The 15,995-nt window shown below is 34.2% G+C and carries 15 protein-coding genes and 1 riboswitch; all 15 genes read right to left on the bottom strand.

The window, feature by feature from the left end; all coding sequences use genetic code 11:
* Positions 1-384: 384 nt before the first annotated feature.
* The 15 genes from AB1349_09220 to AB1349_09150 all read right to left on the bottom strand — a co-directional run bounded on the left by AB1349_09220 (position 385) and on the right by AB1349_09150 (position 15,845).
* Positions 385-906 carry a hypothetical protein gene (locus tag AB1349_09220; protein MEW6557521.1) on the bottom strand — a complete coding sequence of 174 codons (522 nt, stop codon included), beginning with the start codon at positions 904-906 and terminating at the stop codon, positions 385-387.
* Between the two features lie 631 nt (positions 907-1,537).
* Positions 1,538-3,001: a cellulose synthase family protein gene (locus AB1349_09215; protein MEW6557520.1), complete on the bottom strand. Its 1,464-nt coding sequence runs from the start codon at positions 2,999-3,001 to the stop codon at positions 1,538-1,540.
* A 3-nt stretch (positions 3,002-3,004) separates the two neighbouring features.
* A complete protein-coding gene (locus AB1349_09210) occupies positions 3,005-3,463 on the bottom strand; it encodes a TraR/DksA family transcriptional regulator (GenBank protein MEW6557519.1) in 459 nt (152 codons plus the stop codon).
* On the bottom strand, positions 3,460-4,914 hold the full coding sequence (locus AB1349_09205) for an aminotransferase class I/II-fold pyridoxal phosphate-dependent enzyme (protein ID MEW6557518.1): 1,455 nt from the start codon (positions 4,912-4,914) through the stop codon (positions 3,460-3,462). Before AB1349_09205 ends, AB1349_09210 begins: the two co-directional genes overlap by 4 nt.
* A gap of 67 nt (positions 4,915-4,981) precedes the next feature.
* The gene (locus AB1349_09200; GenBank protein ID MEW6557517.1) at positions 4,982-5,524 is read right to left on the bottom strand and encodes a flavin reductase family protein; all 543 of its coding nucleotides are present in this window, start codon (positions 5,522-5,524) and stop codon (positions 4,982-4,984) included.
* Between the two features lie 165 nt (positions 5,525-5,689).
* Positions 5,690-7,576 carry a TonB-dependent receptor gene (locus AB1349_09195; GenBank protein MEW6557516.1) on the bottom strand — a complete coding sequence of 629 codons (1,887 nt, stop codon included), beginning with the start codon at positions 7,574-7,576 and terminating at the stop codon, positions 5,690-5,692.
* A gap of 159 nt (positions 7,577-7,735) precedes the next feature.
* A riboswitch (cobalamin riboswitch) is annotated at positions 7,736-7,933 on the bottom strand.
* A gap of 41 nt (positions 7,934-7,974) precedes the next feature.
* Positions 7,975-8,772: an ABC transporter ATP-binding protein gene (locus AB1349_09190; protein MEW6557515.1), complete on the bottom strand. Its 798-nt coding sequence runs from the start codon at positions 8,770-8,772 to the stop codon at positions 7,975-7,977.
* 4 nt (positions 8,773-8,776) lie between these two features.
* The gene (locus tag AB1349_09185) at positions 8,777-9,781 is read right to left on the bottom strand and encodes an iron ABC transporter permease (GenBank protein ID MEW6557514.1); all 1,005 of its coding nucleotides are present in this window, start codon (positions 9,779-9,781) and stop codon (positions 8,777-8,779) included.
* Entirely contained in the window at positions 9,778-11,259 is a 1,482-nt protein-coding gene (locus tag AB1349_09180; GenBank protein ID MEW6557513.1) for a diphthine--ammonia ligase, read from the bottom strand. The genes AB1349_09185 and AB1349_09180 overlap by 4 nt, the downstream gene beginning before the upstream one ends.
* 147 nt (positions 11,260-11,406) lie before the next feature.
* Positions 11,407-12,369, bottom strand: a complete 963-nt coding sequence (cbiB, locus tag AB1349_09175; protein ID MEW6557512.1) for an adenosylcobinamide-phosphate synthase CbiB — start codon at positions 12,367-12,369, stop codon at positions 11,407-11,409.
* Entirely contained in the window at positions 12,366-13,454 is a 1,089-nt protein-coding gene (cobD, locus tag AB1349_09170) for a threonine-phosphate decarboxylase CobD (protein ID MEW6557511.1), read from the bottom strand. Before cobD ends, cbiB begins: the two co-directional genes overlap by 4 nt.
* Positions 13,438-14,340 carry a GHMP kinase gene (locus tag AB1349_09165; GenBank protein ID MEW6557510.1) on the bottom strand — a complete coding sequence of 301 codons (903 nt, stop codon included), beginning with the start codon at positions 14,338-14,340 and terminating at the stop codon, positions 13,438-13,440. The genes cobD and AB1349_09165 overlap by 17 nt, the downstream gene beginning before the upstream one ends.
* A gap of 176 nt (positions 14,341-14,516) precedes the next feature.
* Complete coding sequence (locus AB1349_09160; GenBank protein MEW6557509.1) at positions 14,517-14,687, bottom strand: adenosylcobinamide-GDP ribazoletransferase; 171 nt, start codon at positions 14,685-14,687, stop codon at positions 14,517-14,519.
* A gap of 78 nt (positions 14,688-14,765) precedes the next feature.
* Positions 14,766-14,924 (bottom strand): adenosylcobinamide-GDP ribazoletransferase, encoded by a 159-nt coding sequence (locus AB1349_09155; protein MEW6557508.1) that lies wholly within the window; start codon positions 14,922-14,924, stop codon positions 14,766-14,768.
* Positions 14,925-15,233: 309 nt separating this feature from the next.
* Complete coding sequence (locus AB1349_09150; protein ID MEW6557507.1) at positions 15,234-15,845, bottom strand: methyltransferase domain-containing protein; 612 nt, start codon at positions 15,843-15,845, stop codon at positions 15,234-15,236.
* Positions 15,846-15,995: the final 150 nt, after the last annotated feature.

The following is a 15,995-nucleotide window of genomic DNA, read 5'->3' as shown; positions in this document are numbered from 1 at the left end:
CTGGTGTAACAACAAACTTGTTGATGTTCAAAAAGTAAAAATTAGTGATCTTGGGCTGTCTTCTTTTGAACTTTGAACCTGTCTACTTTTAATTCGTAAAGTGTCTACTTTTAATTTCTATCTAACACAGAATTTATTTTAAAAGTAACTCCCCAAACGCCAAGGTCTCCCAGAACGCGCGCATGACAGAAATCCGCAATATACTTTACTGCCTTTTGTCGTATTTTTAAATCACTTGAATTAAACAGTTTAACATTCTTCTCTATATTATCCGCTATATCAGCCAGATAATCACTGTGACACAACCGTAATGTTTTTATCACTTTCTATTGAACAAGATATTTCTTTTCGTAATTCTTCTTTATCCATACAGCACTCTCTTAGTTATTCAACCCAGGACCTAACCCATCGCCTGGCATATTCTCTGGCAAGTTCTAATGTTGGGAACCCTTTTTCCTCGAATTCAATCTTGCGGATTGCAAACTTGAGATGTTCTTTATTCGGGTGTAAAAGTCCTCCGAGTTCTATATTTTTTGTTTTTTTCCATTTAATTTTTTTGGGACTTATATCAGGCATAACGGTCTTGAGCCAATCATCATGCCAGTTTTTCCTTGCCAATTCCCTTTTTTCAGACCAATTTTCCCAACAGCCCTCATCAGTCAATGGATGACAAAGTCCTATCGTCCAAAGATTCTGTTTATAAAAACAAAAAGCTGTAGAAAGTGATTGACTATCTATTATAGATGACATCCAATATATGAAATACGGTTCCTCATCTACAATTATCTTTCCATTTTTGAAAAGTGGAGAATTGCGAAACTCGTTTCTGGATAATTTCTTTGTAACCCGAAATAATGGTTTTTCTATATAAATATCGCCTGTATTAGTATCAATGACTTTTGACATTTTATTCTAAATTACATAGTATTTTTTGTAATTGTAAATCAGCCATTTGCTCCTTTATAGTTGCTCATTTAGCTAAATGAGCAAGTGTTATCTGATGAAACTGTATATTTTGCTATTTCTGTTAACCAGTGCAATGCCTTCGCATTCAATTCTTCAAGTGAGTTAAAAGTTTCTCCTGTAAAAAAACTGGATTGAACATATTCTATCGCTCTCTCTACCTTACCTTTCTGCTCGGGGCTGTAAACATCACAGACATCAGGTAAAAATCCATAATAGTTTATTCTGCCAAACTCTGACCAGTCAACCCCGAATCAAGTTCGGGGCAGGCTCTGCGCCTCATTACCAGGAAGTGTCTCAGCACCTGTAACTATAATCCCTACTCATAGGTGGTATCCTTTTACTTTATGTTTTATGGCGTATGACTTCATTCTCCACTCCGGAATTACTTTAAAAAAACGGAATTTCGTTCTCAAAAATCCGGCAGTGGCTCAACGAATTTCTCGTTGTCGGCCGGTGCCCGAAATGCGGGTTATGGTTTACCAAACGACATCGTCCGTTTTTCTACCGCCTATAACATAAAATCCGATGCCCTTCCTACTTAACGAAGTAGAACTAATATAGCATTATTATTTTATTTTTGTTTGAAGGTTTGTAATAGAGAAGTTATTGAAAAATATACGAAACCAAATTGGAAGAGTAAAATTAACGGAGTAAGCATATAGAGTTGTGCTCGGATAGTCAGATAAAGCAAGACGGTAAAATATATTGCTAACAGCAGTTCAATATAAGAAATCAGATTTTTTTTTGATTTGTATTTTTTTGAATTTATGCTTGTTCGCTTATGTGTTATCCCGTATTTAGGAGTTCTAACAAATTCCGATTCTAATCCATAAATTCCTTCAAGTATGTATTTAGAATTATTTATAGATAGCCCTATTCCTGTTGACATAAGGAACGGGATATATTTTACAGAATCCCAGAACCCGAATCCAAGTTCTTTCTGTGATATATAATAGAAGTAAGCGATTGACAGTGTACCGAGTAAAAATATCGGGATATCAACCAGAAAAATATAACTGTGCTTGTGTATTGAACTTAATCGTACAAGTGTAGCGGGTAATATAAGCAGTGTAGCAACAGATAGAAACAAATAACAAAAATTACTGCTGAGATGGAAGATGGCTTCAATTTTTACTTTTAGTGGTGTTTTACTTTTTACTATTTTGCTGATTAATTTTTTTGCTGTTTGGATAGTACCTTTTGCCCATCTACCCTGCTGAGTTTTGAATGCGCTTACATCAACAGGCAGTTCAGCCGGGGTTACAACATCCGGCACAAAAACAAATTGCCAACCGTTAAGTTGTGCCCTGTATGAAAGATCCATATCTTCGGTAAGAGTATCGCCCTGCCAACCGCCTGATGATTCTATTGCTTTTTTTCGCCAGATACCTGAGGTTCCATTAAAATTAAAAAATCTACCTGACCGATTCCTCGCGGTATGTTCTATCAAAAAATGTCCATCTAAAATTATCGCCTGAACTTTTGTCAAAAGCGAGTATTTCCTGTTTGTATGTTCCCATCTCGCCTGAACCATACCGATATTATCAGTTGAGAAATATGGTAGCAGCTTTTTCAAGAAATCCGGCTGTGGAATAAAATCAGCATCAAAAATTGCGATAAATTCGCCTTTTGCTGTTTTAAGTGCGTTCTGTAAAGCACCTGCTTTAAAACCGGTTCTTTTTGTCCTGTGAATGTAAAAGATATTAAAATTTGCTTTTCTGAATTTTTCAACCAGTTCTTTTACTATTTTTTGTGTCTCGTCGGTAGAATCATCAAGAATCTGGATTTCTAATTTGTCTTTTGGGTAGTCCAGTTCTACAATACTTTCAACTAAACGACCTACGACATTCATCTCGTTAAAAATTGGAAGTTGGACTGTGACAACGGGATAAGGTTCGGTAAGCGGTTTTGTTTTAGGCGACATTTTTTTGTATTTCTTGTAAAAGTATATTAAAAGATACCGATGACTGCCAAAAATTATAAGTCCAAGCAGAGATGTAAAATATAAAAACAACAGAAAATTATTAGTGGTCATAAACTATCTTTTTTTATCAAATTTCGGCTGACATTTTATACAGTAACGCGCAAATGGCATCACTTCAAGCCGCGTATATGGAATCTTTACAGCACAGCTTTCACAAAAACCATATTTGCCTGTTTCCATTTTTTTTAACGCAGAGTCAATCAGATTAAGCATCAACTTTTCATTATCAGTCAGTCCAAAAATAAGTTCTTTCTCTTCGCTATCACCAGCCACATCTACCTCATCGCCTACAGTAGGTTCCTGTAAATCCTTTTGTTTCTTGTCATTAACTACCTTTAATAAATCATTTTTTTTAGTGATAAGAATTTTTTTGAGTTTATTTAAGTTGTTTGTATTCATTCCGCCTCCACCAAAAACCGCTAAACTCACGCCAAACTTTTTTGCGTCTATTTCGCGTTCTGTTCCGCGTCTGTTTTGCGTTTTTGTTTTGCGCCTGTTCTGCGTTCTTTTCACTTTACAACCTTTATTGTTTTGAGTGTATCCGTTTCCTGTCCGCTGATTCTTATATCTTTTGACGAAAGTTCATGAAGATAATCGCATATCTCTTTTGTTATTCGTTCGCCTGGAATAATAATCGGGATACCGGGCGGATATGGTGTCAGTGTTTGAGCACTGATATGCCCAACTGCTTTATTTAATGGTACCCGTTTTGAGTCCTTAGCCAGAACAACATCACGAGGTATCAACACCATTTCAGTTGTCAGAGAAGGCAGATTAAGATTCCAATTTTTTGCCACACCGTGATATTTTATATCTATATCTTCTAACGCATCCACAAGTTTATTAACATCTGCCTGTGTTGAACCCATACCCATTATTGCAATAAGATTAAAAAGGTCGGCACAATCAACCTGAACATTATATTTTTCGTTAAGTAAATTCTCAATTTCTAATCCTGAAAGACCTGTTTTGGTAACATTGATTGTCAGTTTAGTTACATCTAAATCATAACCTCTTAACCGAATATCCTCGCGAGTAAAGCAGAAAAAGTTTTTTAGTTTGTTAATTTTTTTTCTACCGCGTTCTGCTGCAAGAATCACCTCACTCAGTAGTTTTTCACCGTGTAGAACCGCCTGTCTTCTTGCCAAATCAATTGACGAAAGTATAAGATAATTAGGGCTTGTTGTTTGAAGCATTGATACGATTTTTCTTACTTTGGTTATATCAACTCTGTCGGAATTGACATGGAGAACCGATCCCTGCGACATTGCCGACAGTATTTTATGAACTGACTGAACCGCTATATCTGCATCTGCTTCAACCGCTGAAATCGGGAAATCTCTGTGAAATCTTAAATGCGGACCGTGTGCTTCATCAACCAACAGCAGTTTATTGTTTTTGTGACAGACATTTGCAATTTCTAAAAGGTCGCTGGTTACTCCATTATAGGTTGGGCTTGTGATAAATACCGCTTTTGCTTCCGGGAATTTTTTTATTGCCTCATCTATCTGATCAGGCTCAGCATCAAGAATAATATCAAGATTCTGGTCAACTTTTGGCTGAACAAATATAGGCCAGATACCTGCCAGAATAATTCCACCTAAAACGGATTTATGAATATTTCTGGAAAGAATTACAGAATCACCCGGCTTACACGCAGACAGAAACATCGCTTGATTACCGACGGACGAACCGTTAACAAGTAAAAATGAATACTGAACACCATATGCCTTTGCCATCAGTTCCTGTGCCCATTTTATACAATGTGTCGGGTCATGTAACGAGTCCACTTCCGGGAAAACGGTAACATCAAAATAGTATGCGTTCTTACCGGTAAAATCCAAAAGTTTTTTATCAATACTTCTTCCGTTTTTGTGGCCGGGTGTATGAAATGAAACCATTCGCTTTTTAGCATGAGCGTAAGCAGTTTCAAATAAAGGTGCGTTTTCCTGTCCTTTTTTCATTGTGGTCAGGTATAATTATACAAAAAAAATTGATAAGGTCAAGTATTTTTTAATTTTTCATAATTTTTCAATACTTAAATCTCTTTCCTGTCTCTGCAAACCAGCCACCGCCAAGATGATGGATCGTTTTTATTTTATCTGTCTTTAATATATCATCAAAAAATTTGTTTTCAACATCAGCAAAGACAATTTTCGAAACGAAAAGCACAACATCACTATATTTATATTGATTGACTACTTTACATTCAATATGGGCGAAACATTCTTTGATTTTTGGCGGTTTCACTTTTTTGGCTGGTATAGAGGTAAGTTCTGCTTTTTTGAACTTATCGGTATTTTTCCCAGACACCGAGCCACAGTATAAAACTTGTTTTATCAGTTTTTTATCCGGTATGTTGATTACAAACTCATTTGTTTCTTTGATTGATTTTTGCGAATATGCCTGTTCACCCATCGCAATTGCAACAAGCGGTGGCTCGGAGTTGACAACGGTCAGCCATGCCAGTGTCATTACATTTGGTTTGTCAGTTTTGTCAATAGTTGTGATTAAGACAACTGGCCCGTGGTTTATTATACGGTAAGCGATTTCTGGTTTGATACTTTTCAGCATATACATAGTATAATTTTTTTTAACAAAAAATCAATAAAAAAAATAGCCCAAGGAATAAATGGACAAATGTCCATAAATAATCAAGGGCTATTTTTTGTAATTGTAGTCGGCAACTTGTAGTCGTAAAACCGTGAACTGAAAATTCACGTCTACATTTTCAATTTTTCAATCCCAGAGATACAGATTTATACCACCTGAAAATGTTCTTCCAGGAAGTGGATAATTTTCTCTTGAGACATATCTTTTATCAAAAATGTTTTCACAAGAGAAATAAACTTCAGCTTGAAGAATTTTTTTGCTTAGCCTTAAATTTACAAGCGTATAACCTGGAAGTTTGTGTTCTGTCCCTCCTTTGTATTTCCAGTCTTTCCATTCTTGTTTGTGAGTATATTCAACCCCGAGTTTTGTTTTAATTTCTGCAGGTGCTGAATAATTCAGACAATAATTTAACCGATGTTTTGGTGTGTATTGCAATGTTTTGTAATACCAGTCGTCTGGGATATTGCTAACATCTTCTGAAAGTTTCCCTTTGCTTTCCAAAAAAGTGTAATTTAAGTTCTGTGTTAGATTTTTTATAGAACTGTTTTCTAACGTTAATTCAATGCCTTTTGAAAAAACATCAGCATTTAATGGTGTCCATACAAAATTTTTATCAGGGTCCCATTGGATAAAATCTTTTACATCGCTGTAAAACATTGTTATTTTTGACACCAAAATATCTCTTAATCTATGTTCCACTCCAAAATCACACCCGACTGATTTCTCCGGTTTAAGGTTTGGATTTCCTTTTGCCCAGCCCTCATCAGGCCAGTATAAATCATCAAATGTAGGTGCCCGGAATGCTTTTCCAACAGTTGCAGAAAGTTTGATAGAATCAGCAAGTTGATACACAGCTACGAGTCGTGGATTAGTCGTCTCTTTATAAACCGAGTTGTAATCATATCTTATTCCTGGTGTTAAAGAAAGTTTGTTAAATTCAAAAATTTTTTGGATAAAAGTAGCAAAATTTTCACGTTTCTTATCAATCGTTTCAACTTTATTATCCAGTTTTTTATATTTTTCAAATCTTTTTTCAAATCCAAAAACAATATTGTACACAGTTTCGGCTTGTGTGTCAAACCCAAAACTCTGTGGTTTGTTTACAGTATCTGTTGACCACTCCGGATTCTTGTAATTTCTTTCGTGATAGTCCTGATAGAACTTTGTTATTATGGTTGTTTCTTTTGATTTAATTTTATGTTCAAGCTGGTTGTAAAACTTTTTATCTTTTTGGGTTGCATTAGGTGATGATGCTTTTCTTTCTTTATCATTATCAAACTTTTCTATCGGTGTTGCATTAGAGCCCGGTACCCCAAGTTCTGAATTCAAAACCCCATTATTTAAACAGAATTCACCGTATTTCTCAAAATCATAACCAATTTTTGCAGAAAGATTTGTTGAATCATAATCAGAATTTTCTCGGAAACCCTTGCAAAGATTTTTACTCCCTGATAGAAAAATATCCGCTTTACCTGGCATCACTGAAAAATTGAAATTATAATTTTGTGTATTAAAAGTTCCGTAATTCAATCCAATTTCTGTCTTCGGTTTTGGTGTGGTTGCTTTTTTGGTTATGATATTTATGACCCCGCCCAATGCATTCGCTCCATAAAGCGCAGATGACGGACCTCGCAAAACTTCAATTTTTTCAATATTTTCTGTTGATATTTCAGTAAGGTTTGCAGAACCAAGTGATATATTATTTACAGGCCTGCCATCTACCATAACAAGCACCTGTTTTGATGTACCGCCACCGCTTCTTATCCGCAGATCTGAAGTCGCTCCAAGTGTGCCATATTTTGAAACTTCAGTAATACCGGTTTTGTTTTCCAGAATCTCACCAACAGTCTTGGCATCTGAAGTTTTAATTTCTTCTTCCGATATTACAGTAATATTCGTTGCTGTTTTTTCTACAGGCACTTCTTTTCTTAACCCGATAAATACCGTCGTCTCTTGTGCCACCAAAGTTCCCATTCCGACAAAAACGAATAATATACCTAACAACTTTTTCATCTTTTCCTCCCAATGTTTTCACAATTTCACAATTCTAGAATTCTAGAAAAGTGAAATACTTATTTTCTGCCACACCGCTTTTAACCTTTAATCCTGATTTTCATCAGGACATGCTTTTAAGTTTTAATTTGCATTTTCGCCTCCCTTTCTCACGAAGAGATTTTAATTTTGCAAACAGATAGGTTTCCTGACTCAGGTTTGCCTGAAATTTTCGCCTTCCCATCCCGATTTATATCAGGACAGTGGCATTAAACAAAAAATTTCATCACCTTCACAGTAGCGGGACTGTTCCGGATTTACACCGGATTCCCTGTTCTGTTCGCATTGCTCATCCCCGACTGAAGTCGGGGACTACATTATTGTGTAAATTTGCTTTATTGGCGAGGGATTAAAATCCCTCATTCCGCAAATTCTTTTTTATTTGCTTCCGATACCAAAATTACAAACGGTTTTTTTGATATCGGATTTTCTTTTACAACAACCAGTGTCTTATAAACTTCTTCAATTATTTTGTAATCCAGTACCTCTTGTGGTAGTCCGATTTTGTGTATTCGTCCGTTATGAATAAGAACCAGCCGATGACAGTATTCACTTGCTAAGTTCAAATCGTGTAAAACCATAATCACAGTTAGTCCCAATTCCGTATTCAGCCTTTTTATAAGGTCTAATATTTTTACTTGATGAGTTATATCTAAATGTGTTGTAGGTTCGTCCAATAAAATCAATTTTGGTTGCTGGGCTAAAGCACGTGCAATAAGAGCGAGTTGTCTTTCTCCACCACTTATCTCTTCCATAAACCGGTCCTTGAGTCTCAGAGTATCAGTCAAGTCCATACACCTTTCAGCGACCTCTATATCCATTTTTGTTTCAAGAAATTGAAACTTCTCATAATATGGAATTCTGCCTAAAAGAACAAATTCTTCTACAGTTATAGAACCCGTTTCAAAATTCTGAGAAACTACCGCTAATTTTCTGGCTAATTCTTTAAATCCCATTTGCGATATATCTTTTCCTTCAAAAACAACAATTCCATTTTTGGGTTTAACTACTCTGGTTATTGCCCGAAGAAGTGTGGTTTTTCCTGAGCCATTTGGTCCTATTATTCCCACAATGTTGCCGGTATCTATTCTGAAATTTATATCCTTCAGGATAAATTTAGAATCGTATCCACAAGTCAAATTTTTTATCTCAAGCATAGTTTTAGTATGCTGGTGCTCGTTTTGATAAAGCGTAAACGAACAGTATGCCACCAACAATTCCCGTAATTACACCCACAGGTAATTCTAATGGCGAAATAATTGTTCTTGCTAATGTATCACAGAAAATAAGAAAACTGGCGCCAGTTAAAAAAGAACTTACTAAAAGAATCCGATGGTCACTACCAACAAACATACGCACAAAATGTGGAACTACCAATCCTACAAAACCAATTATTCCAGATATAGACACACTGAATCCGGTAAGCAAAGAGGCAAGAATAAAAAGTAATCGTTTAGTTCTTTCTGTATTTATACCGAGATGTAATGCTTCTTCTTCACCTAAAGAAAAAGCATTAAGATCCATGCAGAAAATATAAGAAGCAATCAATCCTAAAATAGATACTGAAACTGCCAATTTTATAAGAAACCAATTCGGCTCTTCTAATGAACCCATTATCCAGAAAATAATTCCATGTAAATCTTCTGCACGAGAAATAGCCATGATGAGCATAATTAAAGATGAAGCAATAAAACTAATCATTACTCCTGTTAAAAGAAGTCCTTGAATTTTTAATATACCTTTTTTTATACTTAAAAAGTAAACTAATAAAATAATCACAACCGCACCTAAAAAACCGAAAACCGGTAAAGACAAAATGAATCTATAACGCATTCCTAATATGATATTCAAACATACACCCAATGCTGCACCGCCTGAAATCCCTAAAGTATATGGCTCAACTAATGGATTACGGAACATTCCTTGTAAAATAACACCTGCTATGCTCAATGCTCCGCCTACTGCAAAACCTAAAAAAATCCGCGGTAAACGAATATCAAAAATTATGCTGTGCTCAACAGTTCCTTTACCGGCAGAAATTATTTTTAGAATCTTGTTAAATGGTATACCAACCGAACCGATACATAAAGAAAAAAATGATATTCCACCGAGTAGAACACACAAAACTGCTATCCAGATTATCCAGCGAATAATTTTCCGTTTCATTTTTGTTTTGGATGTAAAATACAAACCAATTCTTCTAATACCTCAACAAAACTTACAGGTGTGGGACTGGAAATTTTATCAGCATCAACTATATTGACTCTATTGTTTTTTACTGCATTTATTGTCTTATATTTTTGCCATATTTGTTGTTCTTCTTCGCCTGCAATACCCATTGTCAGAATAATTATTACATCCGGATTCTCTTTTACTACCTGCTCTCTTGAATAGAGACCTGTTTTTTCTTCTTTAGCGATATTTATTCCACCAGCAAGTTCAATAAAATCGTTTATGAAATAACTGCCAGTTGCTACAATCAACGGTTTCGCACCTACCTGAACAAGCACTTTTGGTTTAAGCAATTTTTGAATTTTTTTCTTGATAGAAGCCACTTTAATTTTTGCACTTTTTACGATTTTTTTTGCCTCTCTTTTCTTGCCGATAAGTTCGCCCAATTCTAAAAACTGGTTACATAAATCATTAAAATCACGCGGTGTAGTATATGTAACTACTTTTAGCCCCAGGTTTTTTAATTTTTCTTTTGCGGTAGATGAAGTCAAAGAAATTGCCAGAACCAGATCGGGCTTAAGATTAAATATCTTTTCTATATTTACCTCTACTGCGGTTCCAATTTTTTCTTTGTTTTTAGATTCCGGTGGGTTATTGCAATATATGGTGTTGGCAATCAACTTATCCTCTACACCTAAAAGATATAGTGACTTAGTAACAGACGGACCTAAAGAGATAATCCGTTGCGGATAACTTTGAGCGATAAGAGCACAAGAACACAAGAACACAAGAGCACAAGTAATAGATTTTATTCTTAATTTTAGATTCAGAAACCAATGAGAATCTCTTAGCACTTTTTTACCTTGCCTAATTTTTAACACTCTCTTAAAAACAGGACCGTTATGAACAAATGTATGATATTCACCTTTCTCACCGCATAAATCAATGTCGCTTAAATTTTTCAAGTCAGCGACAAACTCTTCATTAATTTCCCTGCCCAGCCATTCTTTTCCTAAAAAATTTGAATTTGTAGCAACGATAATCGCCTTAAATCCTGATTGAATAAATTCTTTTAGTAATTTTTCCCGTTTTTCTTTCCACAATGGCAAAATGGGTTTTATGCCCATCTTTCCACAGACCCTTTCTACCCAATCCCTGTGTTCTTGAAGGTCAATATCTCCAAATATACCTATTTGGATATCCTCTTTCTTAAAATCTGAGATTGCCTTTTTGAATTCTTCCTCATAGTCTTTCCATGTAGTCTTTCTCTGAACAATAGGAATCCCTAAGCTTAAAGCTTGTGCTCTCAATAAATCTGAACTGATTCCGTGAGAGCGAGAATACATCCCATCCTCTGATACCATATTCAAAAGATATTTAACCTCAAAATTCTTTTTTATTGCTCTATAGCAGGCTAAAGAGGTTTCTTTTCCACCACTCCAAGAAACAAATGCTTTTGTTCTTTTTCTCATTTTATAGGTTCTGTCCAGCCACAAACTCGACAATGAACTATTTCTTCTTTTATTCCTGTTCCAAACTTAGCAAACTTTTTATCTATGAATGGCTGCTTTACTTTTAAACCGAAAAATTTACCGAAATCATTTGAACTACAGATTATTTTAGTTTACTTCTTGACCTGTCAAGTGTTTTATCGTCAAACATAAAATCATTCCTAAAATCAGTGTCAATGCCGAGCAAATATAAGCAATTTTTATTGCTTCTTTTATATGCTTTTTTTCTAAAGGATTTATATTATCTCCGAGAAATGGTTTCATCACAGCAACTGAGTTATAAGAATTCAACCCACCCAATTGAACGCCTAATGCACCTGCAATTGCTGCTTCGGGTATTCCACTGTTAGGACTTGGATTTCTATTTCTATCACGTAATATTATTTGTAAACATTTTTTAGCATTTTTACCTGCAAGCAAACATGCTATTGGTAAAAGCAGTATTGAGATTCTTGCTGGAATAAAATTTGCAATATCGTCTAATCGCGATGCAGCAAAACCAAAGTCAATGTATTTTTCAGTTTTGTAACCTATGGTCGAATCGAGAGTATTTACTGCTTTGTAAGCAACTGCCAACGGTGCACCACCGATGAATGCATAAAACAGTGGAGAGATAATTCCGTCAACGGTATTTTCAGCAATTGTCTCTACAGTTGCACGAATGATTTCTCTTCTATCTAAATTTTTTGTATCTCGACCGACAATCATAGCTAAATTTTTCCTTGCAGAATCAATATTGTCTTGCTTTAATGTGTAATAAACCTGCATAGTTTCTAATTTCAAATCCTTTATTGACAGAGTAGTATAGATAAACATAATTTGCAAAGCAACTCCAAGATAGATATTGATAGTTGAACAAGTTTTTATTAAAAGCCAGGTGATTAAAAAACTTGTAGAAATAACAATAATCACTAAAATACTTCCTGATAGTTTCTTGGTTTTGTATTTGTATAGCAATATTTCAAGTTGTTTGATAAAGCTTCCGATGATTTTCACTGGATGAGGAAACCATCTTGGATCACCAAAAATTAAGTCAAGTACATAAGCAAACGAAACCATAAATATTGTCATTCTAAAACTTTCCAAAATGCATGAATCAACTTTTTATTTTCTTTTTCTGTTCGGATAGCGACCCTGAAATATCTATTGCTTAATCTACGGAAATTACTGCAATTACGGACGATTATTCCGTGTTCCTGTATCAGTCTTCTAAAAATATGGTTATAATTGTAACTTCTGTTAAATCTACACAAAATAAAATTGGTAACGGTTGGATATGGTTTTATTATATCGTAGATATCTACAAAATGTCCTCGTAAAATTTTTGCCTGTATTTGAATATACTCTTTTGTTTTCTGAATGTACTCTTTATCTTTGATAATTTCACAAGCTGCAATTTGTGCTAATATGTTTACTGACCATACAGGCTGAAATTTTTTGATTTTCTCGATAATATTTTTGTTTGCAACCATATATCCAAGTCGTAAACCCGGTATAGCAAAGAATTTAGTAAAAGACCTCAGTACGATTATTTGATTGTTGTCAATATTGTGTATCATAGTAAAGTCCTCATCGTCAATAACAAAATTTATATATGTTTCATCTATTAAAAGTAACACATTGTTCTGCTGACATTTTTTGGCTAGGAAGACGAGTTCTTCTTTTGATAAGACACTTCCTGTTGGATTGTTTGGATTACAGACGAATATCATTTGACTGTATGGAAGCAATTTTATCATTCTGGCTATATTTATTTTGAAATTATTTTCTTCTCGGCAGATATAAAATTCAATTTCTGCATTATGTGCTTTTACAGAGTTTTCATACTCACTAAATGTTGGTATTGGTATCACAACTTTTTTTGGTGATATTGCAGCAGAGATTGTATATATAAGTTCAGTTGAGCCATTTCCAACAAGTATATTTTCTTTCTTGATACATAAGGTTTCAGATAGTTTCTGTATGAATTGACTACAATAAGGGTCAGGATAATAAGATATTAAGTGCATATTTTCTATTAGTTTATTTTCAACTCTATTCGGGATACCAAGAGGATTTATATTTGTACTGAAATCAATTATTTTTTCTATTGGTATTTTATACTCCTTTGCAATTTGCCAGATATTCCCACCATGTCTACTATGCTGAAGATTCATTGCAACCACCGCCGTTAGTTAATTCCGTTATATAGAATTTAAATTTTTTATTAAATGCTTGATTTATTTCTTCTTTTAAAGTATCAAATTCGTTAAATTCAGTATTTAATAAAATACCAATAACAGTTCCGCTATGTGCAACATTTACTCCATATGCGTTGAATTCTCTTCCGGTTTCAATGACTCTTTCTAATTCTGGCTTGAAAAGTATTTTCTGATTACAAATAGCGCTGATAGTTGCTGCTTTACCCACGAGATTTAAGTCATTTTTTCTTAAACCATCTTTTAACAATTCTATTGCTTCTTTCACCTTAGCCTCATTTGATAGTCGTTCTTTTTTGTAATCTTTTTTGTTAAATTCTATTGTGTCTATTTCACCACCAGTATCTATAACAAGTATTTTCATTTTCGGTGGGTTGCCTAAAATTTTAAACATGCTGGCTCTGAAATAATCAAAAATAGCAATTCCATTAAACATTGTTCCGTCAGATGGCTCAATAGAAATTGCTATATCTGCAACAGTTTTTTCTGAAATAGATTTTGTCAATAATTTCGCAGTTGCTAAGCATATCCCGACGATATCTGCTGTGCTTGATGCCATACCCTTTGCTATTGGAATTTCTGAATGTATATCAAACTGAAGTTTATTAAATAAATCTTCTAAATTGAAATGCTGTAATACTTTTTTTAATGCTTCTTTCGCTTTCCAAGAATTTTTCAGGTTGCTGTGTTGTAGTTGGTAAGAATGATTTACGAAACTAACAGTAACATATGAAAATATCTTAACAGGGCATGTAACAAGTCTGTTTTTACCATTTAAGCTACCCTGAATGAGTTCCCCACAGGTTCCAGGCACTTTGACAGTTACAGATTGACTATTTCCCATAATCATTAAAAAATCTTATAGCTACAGAGAGCACAGAGAAAAAACGATAGATAAAAATTAAAAGAAATTTATATCCTTCTTTGTGTGCTTCTGTAAAACTCTCTGCCCCTTGTGGCATATCTGTTATTCTATACTTTGTTATGCAATGAACTACCCTGTGGCAGAGCCACAGGGTATTACAAGTTAAAAATCAAAAATACTAACAATACTGTAATTTCTATTACTTCGTTTATTGCACCGATAGAATCGCCGGTCATGCCGCCGAGTTTTTTCGTCACAAATTTTGTAGAGCCAATAGTAACAAACCCAGAAACAATAATTAGAACAAATGTAGTAATCGTCGACAAAACCAATAAAATTATTGCAAAACAAATCTAAAACCATTGACCATCGTGAAATTACAGGTAAAATCAATAGTATTTTCGTTAACGAAACTGACTAAAGACGATATTCAATAACAAAAGGATTCCACCAAGCAGTAACCCTGCAACCGGGAACAAAGCTACTATTGATGGTGTAATCTCTTTCTGTCTTACAGGTATAATAGTTAAGAACCCAATAGCAGAAAAAATACTTTTTGTCATACGACAAACTTTAGATGGTTCTTGTTTTCGCTTGTTTTTGACATTGCGACACAGCTTCTAGAGTTGGATTTAAGACTTTAGCTGGGTTTAAGTAGATGATACTTGCTTCCTTTGAATAATTTGCTTTGACGCCTGTGCAGTTTGTAGGCACGAACTGTATTCGTGCTATATTGCACGGTCACAGACCGTGCCTACATACCCCACCAGCATCATTGGTGGGGTATACAATTCTACACAATCGTTTTAGCAGGCTATCAAAAGTTCATCTACACGAACTTCAAAATGCTTTCATTATTTTTTATTACCGTATTATATAATCTTGCAAACAAAAATTTTAAATATACCCAATACAATTTTTTCAATTTCTATTTCAAACCTCTGTTCAGATATAAGATTTCGCAAATCTTCACATATGAATTCATTAAAATACTTTGATTCGTATAGCGAAATAATTTTGTAGACTAATTTTTTGAATAATTTGCGACCTCCTAAACAATAATCAATAACAATAACTTTATTTTTTGTAACTCGTTTTATTTCTTTTAACACTTCTATTCTTACATTTTCTGGCATCTCATGTAACGAAGTTGAAATAGATGTAATATCAAAAGTTTTGTCCTCAAATTCAAGTTTGGTTGCATCCATTAAAATAAATTTCACTTTACCTGATTTATTTTTTTTATTTGCAACTTTCAGCATTTCAGACGAGATATCAATCCCTACAACATTATTAGAATACTTAGCAAATTCCAGTGCAAGATTACCTGTACCTGTACAGACATCCAAAATTTTTGTTTCAGGTTTGATATCTACTAACTTTACAGGTGGTTTTCTTATACAGTTAGATAACGCTAAAATATCGTAAATTTTACTTATCTTTTTGAACCGCTTTCTGAGATAATCGTTGTACTCAATTTCCATATTATGTATTACAAGAAAACTTTGTAACCTATATGATATACTAAGTAAAGGATATATAGGTTATTAACATGTACATCTCGCGATTTTTTAAAAATTTTTATGAATAACCTTTCAAAATTTTGTATAATTAAACAATCTCCAGGTTCTGGT

Source organism: Elusimicrobiota bacterium, assembly GCA_040757695.1.
GTDB lineage: Bacteria > Elusimicrobiota > UBA8919 > UBA8919 > UBA8919 > JBFLWK01.
The sequence above is the reverse complement of the archived record's forward strand: the minus strand, read 5'-3'. Positions and strand labels throughout refer to the sequence as shown.

Excerpts from the sequence above, each read along its gene's own strand:
- AB1349_09190 (MEW6557515.1), bottom strand. The coding sequence starts at position 8,772 with ATGCTTGAGATAAAAAATTTGACTTGTGGATACGATTCTAAATTTATC.
- AB1349_09165 (MEW6557510.1), bottom strand. The coding sequence starts at position 14,340 with ATGGGAAATAGTCAATCTGTAACTGTCAAAGTGCCTGGAACCTGTGGG.
- AB1349_09180 (MEW6557513.1), bottom strand. The coding sequence starts at position 11,259 with ATGAGAAAAAGAACAAAAGCATTTGTTTCTTGGAGTGGTGGAAAAGAA.
- AB1349_09215 (MEW6557520.1), bottom strand. The coding sequence starts at position 3,001 with ATGACCACTAATAATTTTCTGTTGTTTTTATATTTTACATCTCTGCTT.
- cobD (MEW6557511.1), bottom strand. The coding sequence starts at position 13,454 with ATGAATCTTCAGCATAGTAGACATGGTGGGAATATCTGGCAAATTGCA.
- AB1349_09200 (MEW6557517.1), bottom strand. The coding sequence starts at position 5,524 with ATGCTGAAAAGTATCAAACCAGAAATCGCTTACCGTATAATAAACCAC.
- cbiB (MEW6557512.1), bottom strand. The coding sequence starts at position 12,369 with ATGACAATATTTATGGTTTCGTTTGCTTATGTACTTGACTTAATTTTT.
- AB1349_09205 (MEW6557518.1), bottom strand. The coding sequence starts at position 4,914 with ATGAAAAAAGGACAGGAAAACGCACCTTTATTTGAAACTGCTTACGCT.
- AB1349_09150 (MEW6557507.1), bottom strand. The coding sequence starts at position 15,845 with ATGGAAATTGAGTACAACGATTATCTCAGAAAGCGGTTCAAAAAGATA.
- AB1349_09195 (MEW6557516.1), bottom strand. The coding sequence starts at position 7,576 with ATGAAAAAGTTGTTAGGTATATTATTCGTTTTTGTCGGAATGGGAACT.
- AB1349_09220 (MEW6557521.1), bottom strand. The coding sequence starts at position 906 with ATGTCAAAAGTCATTGATACTAATACAGGCGATATTTATATAGAAAAA.
- AB1349_09155 (MEW6557508.1), bottom strand. The coding sequence starts at position 14,924 with ATGACAAAAAGTATTTTTTCTGCTATTGGGTTCTTAACTATTATACCT.
- AB1349_09185 (MEW6557514.1), bottom strand. The coding sequence starts at position 9,781 with ATGAAACGGAAAATTATTCGCTGGATAATCTGGATAGCAGTTTTGTGT.